The 18,916-nt window shown below is 45.3% G+C and carries 21 protein-coding genes; 10 read left to right on the top strand and 11 right to left on the bottom strand.

What is annotated here, in order from left to right; genetic code table 11:
* Positions 1–462: 462 nt before the first annotated feature.
* Entirely contained in the window at positions 463–651 is a 189-nt protein-coding gene (psbZ, locus tag CHA6605_RS01015; protein ID WP_015157691.1) for a photosystem II reaction center protein PsbZ, read from the top strand.
* A 33-nt stretch (positions 652–684) separates the two neighbouring features.
* On the opposite strand, the gene CHA6605_RS36005 is transcribed toward psbZ, so the two are convergent.
* Positions 685–810, bottom strand: coding sequence for a hypothetical protein (locus tag CHA6605_RS36005; RefSeq protein WP_269744553.1), 126 nt, complete (start codon positions 808–810; stop codon positions 685–687).
* Between the two features lie 24 nt (positions 811–834).
* Between CHA6605_RS36005 and ribH the strand changes: the two genes are divergently transcribed.
* On the top strand, positions 835–1,323 hold the full coding sequence (ribH, locus tag CHA6605_RS01010) for a 6,7-dimethyl-8-ribityllumazine synthase (RefSeq protein ID WP_015157690.1): 489 nt from the start codon (positions 835–837) through the stop codon (positions 1,321–1,323).
* 130 nt (positions 1,324–1,453) lie between these two features.
* On the opposite strand, the gene CHA6605_RS01005 is transcribed toward ribH, so the two are convergent.
* From CHA6605_RS01005 to CHA6605_RS33475, 4 genes are all read right to left on the bottom strand, one after another.
* Positions 1,454–2,308 carry a dienelactone hydrolase family protein gene (locus CHA6605_RS01005; RefSeq protein ID WP_015157689.1) on the bottom strand — a complete coding sequence of 285 codons (855 nt, stop codon included), beginning with the start codon at positions 2,306–2,308 and terminating at the stop codon, positions 1,454–1,456.
* 179 nt (positions 2,309–2,487) lie between these two features.
* A complete protein-coding gene (locus CHA6605_RS01000; RefSeq protein ID WP_157259699.1) occupies positions 2,488–4,182 on the bottom strand; it encodes an iron uptake porin in 1,695 nt (564 codons plus the stop codon).
* A 289-nt stretch (positions 4,183–4,471) separates the two neighbouring features.
* Positions 4,472–6,082 (bottom strand): iron uptake porin, encoded by a 1,611-nt coding sequence (locus CHA6605_RS00995; RefSeq protein WP_232432155.1) that lies wholly within the window; start codon positions 6,080–6,082, stop codon positions 4,472–4,474.
* Positions 6,083–6,348: 266 nt separating this feature from the next.
* The gene (locus tag CHA6605_RS33475; protein WP_157259697.1) at positions 6,349–6,492 is read right to left on the bottom strand and encodes a hypothetical protein; all 144 of its coding nucleotides are present in this window, start codon (positions 6,490–6,492) and stop codon (positions 6,349–6,351) included.
* A 317-nt stretch (positions 6,493–6,809) separates the two neighbouring features.
* Between CHA6605_RS33475 and CHA6605_RS00990 the strand changes: the two genes are divergently transcribed.
* The 4 genes from CHA6605_RS00990 to egtD all read left to right on the top strand — a co-directional run bounded on the left by CHA6605_RS00990 (position 6,810) and on the right by egtD (position 11,877).
* Positions 6,810–7,871 carry a hypothetical protein gene (locus CHA6605_RS00990; RefSeq protein WP_015157686.1) on the top strand — a complete coding sequence of 354 codons (1,062 nt, stop codon included), beginning with the start codon at positions 6,810–6,812 and terminating at the stop codon, positions 7,869–7,871.
* A gap of 150 nt (positions 7,872–8,021) precedes the next feature.
* Positions 8,022–9,209 carry a formate-dependent phosphoribosylglycinamide formyltransferase gene (gene purT, locus CHA6605_RS00985; protein WP_015157685.1) on the top strand — a complete coding sequence of 396 codons (1,188 nt, stop codon included), beginning with the start codon at positions 8,022–8,024 and terminating at the stop codon, positions 9,207–9,209.
* Between the two features lie 305 nt (positions 9,210–9,514).
* The gene (locus CHA6605_RS00980; RefSeq protein WP_015157684.1) at positions 9,515–10,306 is read left to right on the top strand and encodes a YdcF family protein; all 792 of its coding nucleotides are present in this window, start codon (positions 9,515–9,517) and stop codon (positions 10,304–10,306) included.
* A gap of 527 nt (positions 10,307–10,833) precedes the next feature.
* A complete protein-coding gene (gene egtD, locus CHA6605_RS00975; RefSeq protein WP_015157683.1) occupies positions 10,834–11,877 on the top strand; it encodes an L-histidine N(alpha)-methyltransferase in 1,044 nt (347 codons plus the stop codon).
* Between the two features lie 92 nt (positions 11,878–11,969).
* Here egtD and bcp read toward each other — a convergent pair whose 3' ends face one another.
* From bcp to CHA6605_RS00960, 3 genes are read right to left on the bottom strand one after another with little or no spacing between them, the layout of a single operon-like run.
* A complete protein-coding gene (gene bcp / locus CHA6605_RS00970) occupies positions 11,970–12,437 on the bottom strand; it encodes a thioredoxin-dependent thiol peroxidase (RefSeq protein WP_015157682.1) in 468 nt (155 codons plus the stop codon).
* A 48-nt stretch (positions 12,438–12,485) separates the two neighbouring features.
* Positions 12,486–13,124 (bottom strand): COP23 domain-containing protein, encoded by a 639-nt coding sequence (locus CHA6605_RS31120; protein WP_015157681.1) that lies wholly within the window; start codon positions 13,122–13,124, stop codon positions 12,486–12,488.
* A gap of 60 nt (positions 13,125–13,184) precedes the next feature.
* Positions 13,185–13,727 (bottom strand): hypothetical protein, encoded by a 543-nt coding sequence (locus CHA6605_RS00960; protein WP_157259695.1) that lies wholly within the window; start codon positions 13,725–13,727, stop codon positions 13,185–13,187.
* Here CHA6605_RS00960 and CHA6605_RS36000 point away from each other — a divergent pair, their 5' ends adjacent.
* From CHA6605_RS36000 to CHA6605_RS00945, 3 genes are all read left to right on the top strand, one after another.
* Positions 13,728–13,853, top strand: coding sequence for a hypothetical protein (locus CHA6605_RS36000; RefSeq protein ID WP_269744552.1), 126 nt, complete (start codon positions 13,728–13,730; stop codon positions 13,851–13,853).
* A 7-nt stretch (positions 13,854–13,860) separates the two neighbouring features.
* On the top strand, positions 13,861–14,616 hold the full coding sequence (locus tag CHA6605_RS00955; RefSeq protein ID WP_015157679.1) for an ATP-grasp domain-containing protein: 756 nt from the start codon (positions 13,861–13,863) through the stop codon (positions 14,614–14,616).
* A 358-nt stretch (positions 14,617–14,974) separates the two neighbouring features.
* Positions 14,975–15,544, top strand: a complete 570-nt coding sequence (locus CHA6605_RS00945; RefSeq protein WP_015157678.1) for a DUF1444 domain-containing protein — start codon at positions 14,975–14,977, stop codon at positions 15,542–15,544.
* 30 nt (positions 15,545–15,574) lie between these two features.
* Here CHA6605_RS00945 and CHA6605_RS00940 read toward each other — a convergent pair whose 3' ends face one another.
* Entirely contained in the window at positions 15,575–15,892 is a 318-nt protein-coding gene (locus CHA6605_RS00940) for a hypothetical protein (protein WP_157259693.1), read from the bottom strand.
* A gap of 199 nt (positions 15,893–16,091) precedes the next feature.
* On the opposite strand from CHA6605_RS00940, the gene tilS reads away from it, so the two are divergent.
* Complete coding sequence (tilS, locus tag CHA6605_RS00935; RefSeq protein ID WP_015157676.1) at positions 16,092–17,057, top strand: tRNA lysidine(34) synthetase TilS; 966 nt, start codon at positions 16,092–16,094, stop codon at positions 17,055–17,057.
* 211 nt (positions 17,058–17,268) lie between these two features.
* On the opposite strand, the gene petA is transcribed toward tilS, so the two are convergent.
* Together petA and petC are read right to left on the bottom strand one after the other, a co-directional pair.
* Positions 17,269–18,252 (bottom strand): cytochrome f, encoded by a 984-nt coding sequence (petA, locus tag CHA6605_RS00930; protein WP_015157675.1) that lies wholly within the window; start codon positions 18,250–18,252, stop codon positions 17,269–17,271.
* 108 nt (positions 18,253–18,360) lie between these two features.
* Positions 18,361–18,900, bottom strand: coding sequence for a cytochrome b6-f complex iron-sulfur subunit (petC, locus tag CHA6605_RS00925; protein WP_015157674.1), 540 nt, complete (start codon positions 18,898–18,900; stop codon positions 18,361–18,363).
* Between the last annotated feature and the right edge of the window lie 16 nt (positions 18,901–18,916).

Below are 18,916 nucleotides of genomic sequence, written 5' to 3'. Positions count from 1 at the left end.
CAAGCATTCTGGCGATGTTTGAATCAGAATTGGCAATGCTCCAATAATTGTCTACTTGCTCTGTGTATCAATTGGGTTGCTTAGATCGGACTAGCGTCTTCGTCAGCGATAATCCTGACGCTACACCCATAGCCGCACAACGACTGGAAGTCGTTGCTAGTGGTGCAAAGTCCGCCTACGCGGACTCAGAGTTCTAGTGTCTTAAACGTTTTGGCGATGGCTATACAGTTCGGTTACAACAAAATCTTTGTTTGATACTAGTCCGCGAAGGCGGACTTTGCATCACTAGCAGCGGTTTCAACCGCTAGGTGACTATTTGTCACAGAGATACAGCCATATCCTAATCAGAGCCAGGGGATCGTAGATAGAGAAAAGCACCCAGAATTAACCAACAACCCACAAAGAGGTGCTAAATTTTTAATAGCTGAGTTAAAATATTGCTGTTTTGGGAGCGTATATATAATGATCGTAATTTTCAACCTGGCACTATTTGCCTTAGTGCTACTGTCTTTCGTGATGATCGTCGGCGTGCCTGTTGCTTATGCAGCACCACAAAACTGGGATCGATCGAAACAACTCTTGTTCGTCGGTTCGGGAGCTTGGACGATTCTAGTCGTGGTCGTTGGAGTTTTAAACTTCCTGGTAGTCTAGATTGTCGATGTTTTCGATCGGTTGCAACGGCAACTACATTGTCTGAATTTGCAGCCGATCGCAACTCTTACATTTACAGCCTTCATTGCTATTCATTGCGATCGAGATCGTCAAGAAAACGCCATACCCATCCATCCACCCATTCACCCATTCACCCATCCACCCCTCTCCCCTCTACATTAAATGGCAGTTTTTGAAGGCACTCTCGTCTGCGATAGTTCTTTACGGTTCGCGATCGTTGTCGGTCGTTTTAATGACCTTGTTACTAATAAACTTCTAGAAAGCTGCCAGGATTGTCTCAAACGCCACGGAATTGATATCGACCCTCATGGTAGTCAAGTAGACTATGCGTGGGTGCCAGGGTGCTTTGAGGTGCCACTGGTAGCCAAAAAGCTGGCCGAATCCGGTCGTTACGATGCGATTATCTGCTTGGGTGCGGTAATTCGCGGCGATACGCCTCATTTTGACTATGTATCTTCAGAAGTCGCCAAAGGCGTTGCGGCGGTTGGTTTTCAAAGCGGTACGCCAGTTATTTTTGGGGTATTGACTGTCGATACCATGACTCAAGCCTTGGAACGTGCCGGGATCAAAGGCAATCATGGCTGGGGTTACGCGCTCAATGCGATCGAAATGGCCACGTTGATGAAATCTTTCCCAGCAACAGCAGGTTAAAATATCCTTTGTGAGGAGCGATTTTTATCTGCCTTTTGATGCATTTGTGCCCTCTATTTTTAAAGTTATCTATACATTCATAATATAGATAACTTTAAAAATAGAGGGCAATGCAATAGCCAGAATTTGACTATTTTCGCCGTTTCGGTTTGAGATTTTGACTGAAGAATCCGGTAGTCATTAACCAAGCTTCCGCTTCGGCGGCAGGAGCATAACTATCTCGTCTATCGCTCATAAAACCGTGTCCGGCATTAGGAAAAAGATTGAGAATATAGCGTTTTTTGGCTTTAGATAAGGCCGTAGAAATTCGCCCGTGTTCGTCAGCCGCAATCATCTTATCTTCGCTACCGTACATCAGCATAATCGGCGACTGCATGGCCGTAACTCGATCGAGTAAAGATTTTTGACCTAATTGATTATCAGGAACGGCATCGATACCACCACCATAAAATGAGATCGCTGCTTTGATTTTGCTAGGATAGGTTGCATTGGTCAGAAAAGCATATCTACCACCCATGCAAAAGCCGACTACACCAATTCCATTGGCATTAATTTCCGATTTACCAGCCAGAAAATCGATACTTTTACCGACATCGCTCATTACGGCATTATCATCGAGCGATTTGAGTTTGGCGATTGCACCTGCAACATCGCTATAGGCATAAGTAGCCCCTCGATAAAAGTCTGGCGCGATTGCCGCAAACCCAGACTGTGCTAACCTATCGCAAATACTCCGACACCATTTATTCAACCCGAAAGCTTCCATCAACACGATAACGGCAGGAAATTTGCCCGTTCCCGCAGGCGTAACATAGTAGCCAGGTAGATCTTTGGCAATCTGAATATTTTTACCAGCAATTGCTGTCGATTTAGCAATGGTTGTAGTAGTCGGATCTGGTTGTTTGGCTGTACTCAGTTGGGAGTTAGCGATGACTGCGGCTGTAGCGATGCTGGATGCTCCCAGTAAGATATCCCGTCGTTTCATTAATTCTGAGCTGTAGATGATTGAGTGCTAGTTATTAGTAAACAATATACAGCGATCGATTGCTAGTTAACTTAATCGATAATCGATAATCGATCGATTAGCCTACTATCGCCATTAAGACACATAGCAATAGCCCCGACTTTTACAAGAAATCGGGGCTATTGCTATGCTACGGATAATTAGAATACAAAAGTCGTCCGAATCGTACCGAGATATTCGGTAGGAATGTTGGAGTTGTGTTCGGGATTGGTTAAGAGTAATAATCCAGGAGTGATAAAGAGGTTGTCGCTGACTTTGTACTTGTAGAAAGTTTCAAAGTGTAGGCTACTATCGCGGTCTACACGAGTTGCGACCGCTGTGTTAAGACCGATACGCGGCTGCATCCCGACGACAAATCCTAGCGTACTACCTTTAGAACCAAAATCTTTGAAAGCTAGAGTTCCGGCATAGTTCCACATTTCGGCTCTACCACCCGCCGCAGTTTCACGGTTGGCTTGAGTCACGCCACCCCAAGCAGAGAAGATGACATCTTTGGAGAGATTGACACTTCCAAGCACGGAATAGTGATTGGCAGAAGTTGGTGCGCCAGAGAAGGGATTATTTGCAAAAGCACTGCCCGTGTTGCCAGAAATAACAGAGCCATTGGTCGTATAAGTGCGAGCGTAGGCTAATCCTAAGCTCACATCCTCCGAAGGCTTTACGGTCAATTGTGAAAAGATGACATTCGACCCGTTGAATATACCAGTGCCGGGGTTATTGGCTGTTTCTGGTGCTGGATTCACACCTGCCTGCGGCACGCGAGGTACAGCGTAGCTCACTACCAATCCCAGATTGGGACTAAATTTGTGGTCTACCCCAATCCCCGCACCTTCATTACTGAGGCGATAAATAGGGTTGAATCGTCCAAATCTGGTTACAGCACCAGTACCTGCCGCTTGATGCTCGGGGTTAAAGTTAAAGTAGTTATCATTAAACTCACTACCAACAGCTTCGATAAATACCTTAGTCGAAGCCGCGAGCGGTAGTTGGTACTGCAATCTGTGAATGAAGGTAGCATTTTCTTCACTACCTTCAAATCCCAATCGGGTCATGTTGGTGCCAGAAGGAGTTCCAGCAAAACTGTTACTGTTGCGGGATTGGAGCCGCACTAACAGTAAATCTTTACCCGTAAAGCTACTGCGGAAGTTGAGCCGCACGCGATCGGAGAAAATTGTATTACGGGTAGCGGTAGCAGGGCCGCCAGCTAAGCCAGTTACGGCAAAAATAGCCTCACCAACTAGTTTAGTTGTGGTCGAAAAACTTTGGTCTTTGAGTTTGGCGACTTTGGCATCGAGAGCTTGGATGCGACCATCGACAGCTTGTAGTTCGGTACTAAAAGATTGAACTAATTGCTTGAGCTGGTCGAGATCTTGCTGTGATACCTCTGGTTCTACTGGTGCAGGAGGGACAACTGGAACGGGATCTGGCGGTGCGACTTCTGGAGTGACTGGTGGTGGCGTTACCACTGCGGGTGGTGCAGTTCTCCTTTTTTTGATTCGCCGAGGCTTTCTTCTGGCGACTAGTTGCTCGATCGATTGCACGCAACTATTGAGACTAGTGGCAAATTCTTCCCGCGAGAGCGTTTTGTCGCCTGTAGGCGTATTGCTACAGCTATATTTACTACCTAAAGCTTGAAGCGTTCGATAAGCCCAGTCATTAGGCTTGATTTCTGTCGCTTGCGTAGCTCGTTCGATTTGCTCGGCAGTTGCTTCTGTGACACTAGCAGTAGTGCTAGTTTTAGCTTCATCAGCATTGGCAAAAGATCCACCCGCAATCCAGACCATCAAGCCAATTAGGATTGGAGATAGAAGATTTTTCGATAACAATTTCATCATTCGATCGAGCTGTTCCTCACACTTGGATTGTTAAGTATCATACCAGTTTCCAGCCATATCCTAGTGTGTTAATTTTTTGAATGCTGTATGATAGTTAACAGTTTTTGGATCGACTAAATGGTATATAGATTCAACTGGGTCGATAATCGATCGAGACGGCGGTCGCTAAGACCGACTTACGCCAATGCCAACGCCAGCAAACAAGTTTAGTAGCAAAACAAGGGAAAGCAATATCTGCTTTCCCTTGTTTTAAGCTATTTATAATCTGGAAACTGCCGCTCTAAATCAGTTAGAAAGTGAAGGTAGTCCGAACAGTGCCCACATACTCAGTGGGGTTAGCACGATTGTGTTCGGGGTTGGTAATTAGCAATAAACCGGGCGTAATCGACAGGTTATCGCTCAACTTGACCCGATACAGAGCTTCAATATGATATGAAGTGTCGGGGTTTGCAGACACCGCAGATGCCAGTCCGGTACCAGTCCGAGAATTAAGTTTTGGTGGTATTCCTAAGATGAATGCTAAGTTATTACCCTTGCTCCCAAAATCAGGGAAAGCTAGTGAAATAGCATAATTACTAGTACTTGCATTACCACCACCATTTTGACGACTAGCTTCAGTGAAACCTGCCCAACCAGATAAGACAAAACCAGGACTTAACTTGTAGCTAGTCTGTAATGAGTAGTAATTAGCTGTCAGTGGTACTGCGCCAAAAGGACTGTTAGCAGCAACACTACCAGTTCCACCATTGAGATTGGCTCCATTGGTGGTGTAAGCACGACCATAAACCAGACCGAAACCTAGATCTTTGCTAGGATTAAAACTCAACTGACTGATGATGGCATTAGAACCATTGAACACACCGTTACCAGACGCAGGGTTGGCTGCGGCATTTAGGTTCGGAACTGCATAGCCTACGGCTAGACCGATTTCATTGCTAAACTTATGATTTACAGTTAAGGCTGCACCTTCACCTGCAAGACGGAAAACTGGGTCAAAGCGACCAAACCGAGAAATTGAGCCGTTAGCAGAACTTGCGAGGATTGGATTGAATGAGGGCATGTGGTCGTAGTAACGACTACCCACTACATCGACGACGATTCTGGTCTCAGGAGAAATCGGGAATCCATAATTGAGCACCGATACACTAGTGTTGTTCGATTCGTCCCCATCGTAACCCAATCGGGTCATGTTAGTCCCCGTGACGCCAGCATTGAAGGCTGGGGTATTGCGGGACTGAAGTCTGGTTCTAAGACGATCCTTTCCAGTAAAGCTAGTATCGAAGTTAAGACGGACGCGATCGGAGAAGACGTTACCAGTTGTACCATTTGCGCCAACAGGAGTACTGCGACCACCATATCCGCTAAAACTGAAGATTACTTCACCATTTAATTTTGTCGTGGTGGAGAAAGCTTGTTTTTGGACGGTAGCTAATTTATCCTCAACAGCTACGAGGCGATTATCTACAGCTTGCAGTTCGGCACTAAAAGACTGCACCAATCCTCTGAGCCTGTCGAGATCTTGTTGAGAGATCGCTTCTTCTTGCTCTATTTGAGGTTCGGGGGGCGCGACTGGAGCTGGCTCTGGTGGCGGCGCGACAACTTCTGGAGCTGCTGGTGGCGGAGTTTGGATTGCTGGAGCTGGGACGATACGTCGTCTTTTAATCGATCTACGCGGTTTTCTTCTGGCGACTAATTGCTCGATCGATTGGACGCAACCATTGAGGCTAGTTGCAAATTCTTCCCGCGATAGAACTTTCTTACCATCAGGGGTATTACCACATTCGTATTTACTGCTTAGAGCTTGAAGCGTTTGATAAGCCCAGTCACCAGGTCTAACTTCGGTAGCTTGTGTAGCTTGTTCGATCTGCTCGGTGGTTGCTTCGTTAGTCGGGTTAGCCACAGTAGGGCAGATACTCGCGATCCAAACAGCTAGACCAATTAAGAGCGGAGATATAAGATTTTTTGATAACCGATCGTTCATGTTACTAATATGTTCCTCACAATAGATTTTTTGGCTACACAGACAGAGCGAATTACATCTGTAGCTACTAACTTTGTCAATTTCTGCATCGACATTTACAGTCTATGACCAAAATTTGGTCTACACATATTAATTTCGACACATTTTCTCGATCCCGATAATGCTACAAACTCGATCGGAATTGCTTATAGTTGCTCTAAAATTGAGAAAATTGCCGGATCGATCGATCTCGATCTGTTTGTATCGGCTTGGAGGGAGGCTTTGTCAAAGAACTTCCCGATCGATGTAATCGCTCGATCGATTTTGGGTATTCTAATGAGAGTAGTCATAATACATGCGCAATCGCTTCCCGATCGTGGCATGGCGATCTTACCGTTAGTAAATTAGCTACGGTTTAGGCAAGCGAGCGGTATGGATGCACTTGCGCCGATCTCAACTGGTAAAAAATTCGCGAGCGGGATTTGCTAAACATGTATATGACTAGTAATTTACGAACGTATTATTACAATTCGATCGACTTAAATATTACAGATATCGCTCTGGCAACCCAGTTGATTTTGACGGACATACTATAAATTCATCGTATCCATCTCGATTAAATTTCTCAATTCTAGTCATAACTACCATCGATCTAGCAGCTAATAAAATGAGTGACGATACTAATACTTATGAAAGTGTAAATCTTGTCGAAGCCGAGATTGGCATACTCCCACGAGCGGAAATCGATCGCGATCGATTTGTTGATGATAACCTCGACAAGTTGGATGATGAGACGATTATCAGAAGATTTGCCCAAGGCAAAAAAAGATTGGTAATCAATCAACACCTCCGCATTGACTACGCCCATAACTCATTGCAATTATCGACACCTGCGGGTGACTTGATTGCCATCCATAAGGTGGCAGCAAGATTGCACTATATTCTCGTCAAAAAAGATAGTAAATACTGGCAAATCATCCAGAATATCATCAGTGAATCCCAATTTATTCCGATCGATACGGCTACTGCCGAACGCGGATTTATGCGCTATCAAAAGTACGATATTCCTGAAGGATATACACTCCGGTACGAACTAGCACAAGAATTGTGGCAGACGTGGCAAGAAAACCAACAAGAATCCACTACTGCTGGGGTAAGATTAGATATTTTGATTCTCGCTCGATCGAAATGGTACCGAGTTCAACAAGCGATCTGTACTGACGATCGATTAGAGATCCAAACGCGGTTGGGGCTAATTTCCTTTTCACTTAGAGATCGGATTGCCTGGATTGCCAAATTAGGGAAAATCCCGACTGTGAGCGATGCCGATCTGAGCACTCACCAAAACGTTGTTAATGGTGGCACCGATAGCGATATCTTGGGTAAGATTATTACCAAACTAGCTATTGAGGCTGCACCTGACGACGATCGCAACCTATATTTCGACCTCAATTCTACTATGACCAGTTCGGCTTTCGGCCAACCGCAAGATTCATCTCTGTATGATGAAGATCGCAGTAGCGTCCTCACCAGTCAGATCTCGCCCCTAGCTCGACAGCTTAGAGCCGATGCCCTCACCGTGCTCGAAAACTATCTCGAACACGGTGAAACGGTCGTCAGAACCGAGACAGTCTGCGACGCTCAAGGTAATATCATCAGCGAAAAAACTGTCAGCACCCATCGGGGCTGTCCCCGCTGGGCGATCGAAGCAATCGTCCATTGGAGCTAGGATTAGGCTTTAGGTTTTAGGCTTTAGGTTTTAGGCTTTAGGTTTTAGGCTTTAGCTGCGCCGCTCCCTCTCCGCCACTCCCCGCTCCCCGCCAAATAGTCCCCATTCGCGCTTAAACTATAAAAGTATTATTTTTGCGATCGAATCGTGATGAAGCTACCAAAAAAGTTGATGTTATTGGGATCGGGTGAATTAGGTAAAGAATTTACGATCGCCGCCCAACGGCTCGGCAATCATGTCGTCGCAGTCGATCGCTATCCACACGCGCCAGCGATGCAAGTTGCGGATGAATGCGAGGTAATTTCGATGTTAAGTGCGGACGATCTCGAACGAGTTGTCTCCAAACATCAACCCGACTATATCATTCCCGAAATCGAAGCAATTAGAACCGAAAAATTACTAGAATTCGAGCAACGTGGCATTACGGTAATTCCGACCGCTAAAGCTACTGACTACACGATGAATCGCGATCGGATTCGCGAACTAGCTCACAAAGAATTGGGGGTGCGGACGGCCAAATATGCCTACGCTACGACACTATCCGAACTGCAATCAGCGGCTAGCGAAATTGGATTCCCTAATGTTGTCAAGCCAGTCATGTCTTCCTCTGGCAAAGGGCAATCGGTAGTTGCGAGTGCGGTGGAAGTCGAGACAGCATGGAATTATGCGATTGACGGTTCTAGAGGCGATACTCATAAAGTAATTATTGAAGAGTTTATCGATTTTGAGATTGAAATTACTTTATTAACTATCAAACAATGGAACGCACCGACAATCTTTTGTCCGCCGATCGGACATCGTCAAGAACGCGGCGACTATCAGGAATCTTGGCAACCCGCCCAAATTAAACCCGTTGGCGGAGCCTCTCGGAACGAGAATCGACTTTTAGCCGCCCAAGCGATCGCCACTCAAGTTACCGATGCCCTCGGTGGAGCCGGAATTTTTGGCGTAGAATTTTTCATTACTGCGGATGAAGTAATTTTTTCCGAACTCTCGCCGCGTCCCCACGATACGGGGATGGTGACACTAATTTCTCAAAATTTAAACGAATTTGAGTTACATTTACGGGCAGTATTGGGTTTACCAATTCCTAATATCATTCAATATGCTCCATCGGCTAGTGCCGTAATTTTAGCTAGCAAAAATTCAGATTTAATTTATTTTAGTGGTGTCGCTGATGCTCTGAGCGTGCCAGATGTCGATCTGCGCTTATTTGGCAAACCTGACTCTCGTCCCTATCGAAGGATGGGTGTAGCTCTAGCTAAGGCAGAGACTACTGAATTAGCCCGTGCTAAAGCTGTTGAGGCAGCTAGTAAAATTGAAGTTGTCGATCGTTAATCAACAGTTAGCGTTGCTGCGTAGCTCCACCCACCCCGCCCTTATGGCACCCCTATCTTGTCGGTTTTTTTATTCGGAGGTTCCCTCCGTTGGCGAAGCCTCTCCGAAAGCAGATATAAAACCGCCGCTCCTGTGAGGGGATTTTTCACACCCGTGCTCCTTTTATAAAGGAGAGGGATCGATGGCATGTGGCTGTAATTTAAGGAATTGCGATGAGATAGCAGACAGTCAAGATATTGCTAGATTGAAGTTCGATTCCTTGTTATAAAATTTAGCTATCAACTATCAACTATCAACTAATTGAAATGTCTTTATTTTTTTCAAAACTCCTGCCCCTGTTTTTTTACCCACTGGGTGCGACTTGTTTCTGCTTAACGATCGCTCTGGTGTTATGGTGGATAAAATCGCGTTGGACACCTGCGGCAATTGGCACGGCTTTAATAATTTTATTTTTGAGTGGGAATGCGTGGACGAGTAATTGGTTGGCGCAATCTTTAGAATGGCAAAATATTCCCAAAACTGAATTACCGACTGCGGATGCAATCGTGATTTTAGGTGGAGCGACTAGATCTCAAGCTTACCCACGTCCCGATGTCGATTTTGCCGATTCGGGCGATCGCGTGTGGTATGGTGCTACTCTTTATCGTGCGGGCAAGGCTCCAAAAATTATCGTCAGTGGGGGTAGAATTACCTGGAAAGGTGGTGGTAGTCCAGAATCTGATGATATGACTAAATTATTGGTCGGGATGGGCGTACCTCAGCAAGATATCATCCCCGAAGCTAATTCTTTTAATACTCGCGATAATGCGGTCAATGTACGGCAAATATTGCTGACGCAAAATTTTAAAACCATTTTACTAGTTACTTCTGCCATGCACATGCCCCGATCGATGGCAATCTTCAAACATTTGGGTATTAATGCGATCGCAGCACCGACAGATTATCGGATTTCACAGCTAGAATTAGACCAACCGAACCGTCAAACTGAAGCTGCAATTCTCAGCTTTATTCCTAATGAAGAGTGCTTATCTCTGACAACCCAATCGATCCGAGAATATATTGGTATCGTAGTTTATAAACTGCGAGGCTGGCTATAAATACATTATCTAATCTCTTGAATTAAAAGAGACCAGAAGTTTAACTATTCACCCTAAAAATTCAATTATCAATAGACTATCTGCGAAAGTCAGGGGAATGTTGTAAATTTTCCCATCTTTCCCCTTTGATTCGATCGAAGTCAGCCAAACCAAGATTGTGTTGGAGCATCGCCCAGTTTTCAGGTAATTTTTCTCTATTTGGCGTTGCTGGTTTTAGGTATGATAATCATTTTTTACATTCCTCTCCCCCGCTCCCCGCTCCCCGCTATCCTCTCTAGCTTTTCATACTTCGTTGGCGAAGCCTCTGTGCAAGAGAATCCAGCAACGCCCGTAATGCCAAACTTAAAGCACCCAAATCGATCGACAAGGAGGGCAATCCCTACTTATTTTTATGTCGATCGGAGGTTTTTATCGCGAAAAATGGTTATGGGTAGAAACATTTCGCTACGATCGAGATAGATCGTTTTGTAGCTTAGTACACGATCGTCGCTTTCGACCAAAATCCGCTATCAGAAGGTAAAACCTCCGTGAAAACTCAAATTAAAGAATACGAACGGCTGCGATGGATTAATCTAGATGCCGACTTGCCAGAGATCGATCCTCAGAATGAGGGGCTACGCCAACGAGGTAGCGATATTATCGATGGCTTAAGGAGAAACCCGAAAACCTTACCCTCGCGATACTTTTATGACGATCTTGGTTCGGAATTATTCGAGCAAATCACCGATCTGCCGGAATATTATCCCACCCGCACCGAACAAGCGATCCTCGATACTTATGTCTCCGAAATAGTCGCACTCACGGGAGCTTGCGAACTTGTCGAACTTGGTAGTGGGAGTTCCCGAAAAACTCAGACATTACTGACAGCTTACTCTCAACTCGAAGACCCCCTGCATTATTATCCGATCGATGTTAGTGCTGGCATTCTTCGCACCACTGCCCTGCAATTATTAAATGATTATCCCCAGCTCAATGTCTGTGGTGTCGCGGGTACCTACGAACGCGCCCTAGCAAATCTCCCACCTCGCATTATCCAAAACCGGATGCTGATGTTCTTGGGAAGTACGATGGGCAATTTAGACGATCGATCCTGCGATCTGTTTCTGACTCAAGTCCAAGAGGCTCTCCAACCTGGTGAATTTTTCTTGTTAGGGGTAGATCTCCAAAAACCGATCGAGATTCTCGAAGCCGCTTATAATGATGCCCAAGGCGTGACTGCTGCTTTTAATCTCAATATTTTGCGCCATCTCAATCACCGCTTCGCTGGCGATTTTAATCTCGATAATTTCGAGCATTTTGCCTTCTTTAATACCACCGCCAGCCAGATTGAAATGCATCTTAGAAGTTTAACTGCTCAGACAGCCAAGCTCAAGGATCTCGATTTAGAAATTTCCTTGCGATCGGGCGAAACCATTCACACCGAAATTTCTCGGAAATTTAATTTGCCTGCTCTAACCGATACGCTCGAAGCTCATGCGCTTCAACCGTTGAAAGTTTGGACAGATCCGCAGTCATGGTTTGGTTTAATTCTGTGTCAGCGTCAATGTTTATTGGCGAATGATTGCCCTTAGATTATTCGATTTTATTGCCCAAAATGTAGCTGGTGGGCACTGCCCACCCTACAGCTCTCTGTATATTACCCAGATATTACGCTCTAACCAACCTACGGATTGACTAAAGATCTAACTCGATCTAAGACACTATCGACATGATTTTTGACTTTGACATTCGACCAAACGTGGGCAACATTGCCAATCGGATCGATCAGAAAAGTCGATCTAATGATGCCCATATATTCCTTGCCCATGAATTTCTTTAATTGCCAGACTCCGTAATCTTCGGCGATTTGATGTTCGGGATCGCTGAGTAAAATTATCCCTAGTTTCTGTTTATCGATAAACTTACCATGAGAGGCGATCGAGTCGGGACTGATACCGACAACTTGAGTATTGAGTGCCTGGAAATCGGGTAATTTACTGGTAAATTCGATCGCCTCAGTCGTACAACCCGGAGTATTATCTTTAGGATAAAAATATAGTACTAGCCATTGACTCTTAAAATCCTCCAGACTCATATTCTTGCCTGCTCGATCGGGTGCGGTAAATGTGGGTGCAGATTGGCCGATATTCATTTCGATATGCCTATTTTTATATATCGAAATATTTTAGCTTAATTCTGACTAAAAGCCAGTATTGTTATTTCTGCGCTTGGGTGTGGAAGCATTTTGAGACTGTGGAAATGCTTTCTGCTCCCAAGTTCCCAAGTTAGTAGTGACTTGCGGTCTGCTGTTGGTAGCACTTTCATTAATATAAGCACTGCCATCTTGGGCAAAAACTAACATTTTTTGAATCACACTTTCGGGATTGCGAGCATTTTCTGGTTTGAGTGTGAATAACATATTTCTGCGATTGCATTTACTATGAGATGACAATGCACAAATTACCGTTTGTGAGTTAACTACCCCGCTGGCTAACTGTAAATCTTGAAAAGTACCACCATTCCGATCGGCAGCTAGCTGGAGGCGTTCTGACACGATCTGGCAGCGTTTTTCAGGAGTATATTCTCTGCCAAAGCCATCATAATTCCAACTCAACATCACGGCTTGCCGATCGCCTTTTTGGACGATTGTTTGCAGACCCTGGCAACTAACTCTCAATCCCGATCCAGAGCTATTAGACGATCGATCGTTGACGACTAAATCAGATGGTGTATTATCGACTACTGGCGGTAGTTGCGATCGAACTAATTGTCCGCCCAAGAGGATGCTGACTGCGGTAGTAAAAGTCAATAAAGTTCTGGCTGTGGTGATTAGTTTCATCTGAGATTGCTAACTGGATAATTTAAATAACTAATTAAAATAATTGAAATACTCAATCGATCAAAATCCGCGATCTTTGGTATTTCGTTCGGTGAAATTGGATACTCTAGTAGTTTGCACGTTTTGAATTGTTTGACTGTTGCGATCGCTATTATTAGTGCGAACTAACTGTTGATTGTTACGATCGTATGTATAGTAACCAGCAGTCAGCGATGAATTTGGTTGGACGCAGACAGTTTCGGTAACGATACCATTGACAAACACCGCTCCTGGCGCACAATCGATCCGCGTTACGCCCCAACTATCGAGTACTGGCGTGACTCGATCGGTACTTTTACTAGCTTCGATCCGTAATTTTTCTTTAGCAATTTCGGCATCGGCAGCGATTTTGGCTTTCTTAATCTCTGCATCGGCGGCAATTTCTGCCGAGCGACTGGGTGGATTTATTAAACTATTAATTATGCTTGCACCAGCACCAATTAAATCGGTTTGGGTTGCCTGTGTAATTACAGTTGCTGTTGACGATTGCTCTTGAGCGCGAGCTGGTAAACTAGTTACTAGGATAGTTGTTAGTGTTAATAAACTAAGTTTAATCTGGCGCATATGATTGACTTTTTTAATACTTACCAACGTTCTCATATCTACACCAGAGCGATCGCCTTTTCCGTATTTTTACCCACAGCTAAAATATTAATTGACGATCGCCATATTCGCAAAAGTTTGAGGTAACGATCGGGTGATTTCCCAGGCATTTATTCAGGAACAGGGTAACGGTAGACTTCGCACCGAAGAGCGGCTAGTTATGGAGGAGCTGAATTGCCGAGGCATATCCACTACTTTATATACCGAAAAGTGGATTCGCCGCCGCCAGCTTCCGCTCGACGAACGATCTTTAGTCGTCGGCGATATGCCGTGTATTTTTGGAGCTTTGCAGCAACTTGGGATTCCCATACCACTGCCGAATGATTACCCCGCATCTTTGCATGATTTCTTGCATCGGCGCGTCTGGAGATCGACACTCAGAGCGTTAGAATTTTCATTGCGCGAGGGAATGAGTCGATCGATCTTTGCCAAGCCAGCTAACCGCTGCAAGCGATTTACAGGTTGTGTCTTCGATGCGGAGTCAGATTTATATCGAGTTACTGGCGTGTCGCGGCGCGAAGAATTGCTGTGTGCGGATGTCGTAACTTGGTTGAGTGAGTATCGAGTCTATGTCGTCAATTCTGAAATTAGAAGTGTCAATTGGTATGTTGGGGATCGGCAAATCGCGATCGATCTTGACGTAGTACGCTCCGCGATCGTCGCTTTGGATGCCGCAGGCGAATCATTCGCTGGGTATGCGATCGACTTCGGCGTGTTGGCTACAGGTGAAACTGCTTTGGTAGAAATGAACGACGGTTTTGCGCTCGGTGCGTATAATATCGATCGACAAAACTATACCGATCTGATTTTGTCGCGCTGGGAAGAACTATTAGCAAGAAACCATGGCTAAATCGACCGCAGTAATTTAAATAGACTGTATTAATTGCTACAGCACCAAATAGATTCTTCTAACTAATTTCTAGCCTTTCGCTAGATCGAGAAACCCGATTCAATATCTCAGGGATCGCGGTTTCCAAAACAATAGCGACAGATGGGTTCGCAGACTCTATATCGAGCAAGGTTTTCCCGATCCGCAATCCCCTGTCTTGTCTCTCTAAACCGTCGGGTTTCCCGACGAGCGAGAGCCGCAATCCACGATCCACAATGGTATAAGGTATTGAGAAAAAATTTGGATGGATGCGAACTCACCCAAAGCGGCTGGGTACTATAAGTGCATAAAGTTGCAACCATTCCCCAAATCTGTGATTATGTCAGCAAATATTATTGATGCGATCGATCGGTTAATGCCATTAATTATCCATTCTACTTGTATCAACTCCAAACTGTGGGAATCGCCTTATCAGGAGTTACCATTACGGGATTATTCGCTCAGTTGGGTAATTGTCGATCGCAATTCCAAAGGTAGAGTTGCTTATCAGAATGTGACATCAGAGATGGTGGAGATTTGGGAAGACGAAGGCATCGATTGGCAACAACGAGCGGCGATCAATCTCAAAGTTGCTTCTCAAGAATTATGGACGCATCAGAAACTCCGCGAAGATGGGAGTGTCGTCTGGGCAATTATGATGCATAATGATGGATTTGGCTCGTCTCGGATCTTACTTTCGCCCTATTTAGATAAATATTTTCCCGACGGTTATTATGTCGCAATTCCCGATCGCAGTATCGGCATTATCATCCCTCGCGATCTGTCTCTCGGTGAAATGCAAGAGACTCAAGATCTGCTCGAATCCTGGTACGATACCGCATCTGCACCAATGAGTCCCCATTTATTCGCCCCCGACGATCTCGTTCCCGAACATTATTTCTGGAACTAGCTGCACGATTTAATAATAAAGTAAATTATTTCAGGGTGCTGCATCTACTTTGGATTTAATTAATAAGATTAAATCGGCAACGGTGATGCAAGTATTATCGGTAAAATCTGCCAAAAAATGCAACTCGAAAGCTTCAGATAAATCTATATAAATATTGGCTGCTTCTATATAATAAAGCAAGTCTTTGGAACCAGATAATCGCTGCCGTCGATCGGCAAGTCGATCGATAAAGTTATGGAATTTAAATTCTAGATCGATCGCTTCTGGATCGATTTCCAAATTTCTGGCCAGAATCGTTCTCACAGTTTCAAAAATATCGAGGGTGCCGCGTCGCATTATATAACTCATATCGGTCGATCGACAGATCTGCGATCGCCAGAACTTTTTCCATCAGCTCCAATGTGGTGCGATCGAATCGTGCTGAGAATCTCGATTGTCTTGTCTGTTACTGTTATAAGTGCAGACGATCGACATAGGCATTGGTATAATAGCTCAAAGTGTCAGAATCCTTGCTGAATCTAATGTATAGCAACTAGCTATTTGACTGATGCCGTGGACGCCTTTACATAGTCAGCTTCACCAGTGTGCGATCGATCGGCAATTGTTGCCAGTGGGTGCCAAAATTTTAATCGCCGTCTCTGGAGGGCAAGATTCCTTCTGTCTGGGACAATTACTCCACGATTTACAGTCGCGCTGGCATTGGCAATTAGCTGTCGCTCATTGCGATCACGGGTGGACACAAGATATCGGTATTGCCGAGCGAGTCGCACTAGTTGCCACCAGATGGCAGCTACCATTTTATTGTGAAACCACGGCTAATTTGCCAGAGACAGACGGTGCGGCCAGGGAATGGCGATATCAAGCTCTAACGAGAATTGCCGAAGCTACCAATAGTACCTATTTAGTCACCGCCCATACCCAAACCGATAGAGCCGAAACTTTACTCTACAATTTAGTGCGCGGAGCGGGTGCGGACGGACTCTGTGCGCTGTCTTGGCACCGTCAATTAACTCCAGATCTGAATCTGGTTCGCCCCCTGTTAGAAGTCAATCGCGCCCAGACTGGTGAATTTTGCCGCGAGTATCAATTACCCGTCTGGGAAGATGCCTACAATCGCGATCTCAAGTACCCGCGCAATCGCCTCCGGCTGGAGATTATGCCCCGTCTAGCCACCGATTTTAATCCTCAAGTCGAAAGTCATCTGGCACGCACTGCGGAGCTATTACGTGCCGATGTGGAGTATCTGGAGTCACAAGCCACAGCGGTATATAGTCAAGCGGTAGATGAAGCAGAGACTAAACTCGATCGTACCATCCTGCAATCGATCGCGCTTTCACTCCAACGGCGAGTCATCCGTCAATTTCTTACTCACGCGTTGAGCAAAATGCCGACTTTCGGTCAGATTGAAGAAACGATCGTCTTAATTAATGCGCCCAATCGGACTCGGACATCTACCTTTAGCCAAGGGCTAGCTGCGGAAGTTTCCGGTCGCTGGATTGTCGTGAGGGAGTAGGGGTGGATGAGTGGATGGGTAATGAGCAAATACCTCCTTCCTCTATTCACTATTCACTATTCACTATTCACCATCCACTATCCACTATCCACTATTCACTACTTGAAACTAGCTACCTATATTGAGTAATAAAAAATGCACTAACCATAATTAGCTAGTGCATGAGAAGATCGAAATGTTTATATTTCGATCGCAAAAATAATTGCAGTTTCTAGAATTCCATTTCTGCTGCTTGAACGCGCTCGACTTGTTTTTTCTTGAGAACTAACAAGATTTGAGAAAGCATAATCATAAAGACAAATGCCATCAAACCGAGAATGCGATCGGGATTTTGAAGAACGATTTCGATATCTTTTTGACCGAAACCACCAACATTAGGATTGTTGGTAATTGCTTGTCCGGCAGTTACAACAGCACCTTCGGCAATTAGCAATTCTGGGCCAGCGGGGACTTTATCGACGACTGCATCGCCAGTTGCAGGTTGGATGGTAACTTGAGAACCACCATCTTCTTGTTTGGCAATTGAAGTGACAGTACCAGCAACAGAAGCATTGAAGACACCGTTATTGCTCTTTTCACCAGTTGGGTAAACTTGTCCGCGACCGCGATTGGCACCAACATGAATTTGGGATTTACCGAAGTAGATACCTTTATCTGTTTTGGGGTTAGGAGCGAGTACGGGGAAGATGATTTCTTGATATTTATCGCCCGGTAATGGCCCGATAATGACGATATTATCTTTACCTTCGCCGTAAGATTGGAAATATAACCCTTGAGTTTTTTCCTTCATTTCTGGCGAGAGCCGATCTTCAGGTGCGATTTTGAAACCATCTGGCAACATCAGCACAGCACCAACATTTAATGGTCCTTTAACGCCATTTGCAGTGACTTGTTGGGCGTTTAGATCGTAAGGAATTTTGACGACAGCTTCAAAAACCGTGTCTGGTTTGACAGACTGGGGTACTTCGACTTCTGTAGGCTTGGCAGCGAGGTGACAGTTGGCACAGACGATTCTACCCGTTGGTTCGCGAGGCGTTGCTGGGTAGGTTTGTTGTGCCCAGAAGGGATAGGCTGCTGCGGATTGGGGGACAGCCAGGTCATTGGCAAAGATGATGCCGACACTAGCCAATAAGACGACGAGGGTTTTAGTCAACACTCGCTGGCTGCGTTGCCACAAGGGTAAAGTTAATTTCATAGATTCACAGATGACAGACGAAGAAAATTAAATAATATACAGATTCGTGTGGTGAAAATAGACAGATAGTGTCGGTGCGATCTCCGTCCCTAGCCGCTATTTACTAATTTATGCCCACCAAGCAGGTTCGTCTGTGCGGAAATCGGTTTCAGTCCAAGGTGTGAGCGCGATTGTGTCGTTTTCTGTTACCGCTGCATGAGCCAAGGGAAGAGAAAGTGGTGCGGGACCGCGCACTTTTTTACCTGTCTCATCGTACTGAGAACCGTGACAAGGACACATGAATTTGTTTTCAGCCTTGTTCCAAGGAACGACACAGCCGAGGTGAGTACAAATCGCATTGATGCCATAATCGGCAATCGTGCCATCGGCGACAACGATGTACGTAGGGTCGCCCTTTAAACCTTGGGTTAATTCGCGGTCGCCTTTGGCTTTACCTGCAATAAAGGCACTGACTTTGACGTCATCGCCTTTGGCATCTTTGGCAGTCGAACCGCCACCAGCACCGCCGCTAGCAGGGGGCACAAAATACGCAACAAACGGATACGCAGCACCTAGCACCATTCCGGTAATCGTGCCGAAGGTGAGCAGGTTCATGAATTGGCGACGACCGAGATCTGGTACATCTGCCGAATTAGCAATTTGTGTCATAAGCTAAACGAATTTT

It is taken from the genome of Chamaesiphon minutus PCC 6605, assembly GCF_000317145.1.
Lineage (GTDB): Bacteria > Cyanobacteriota > Cyanobacteriia > Cyanobacteriales > Chamaesiphonaceae > Chamaesiphon > Chamaesiphon minutus.
The sequence above is the reverse complement of the archived record's forward strand: the minus strand, read 5'-3'. Positions and strand labels throughout refer to the sequence as shown.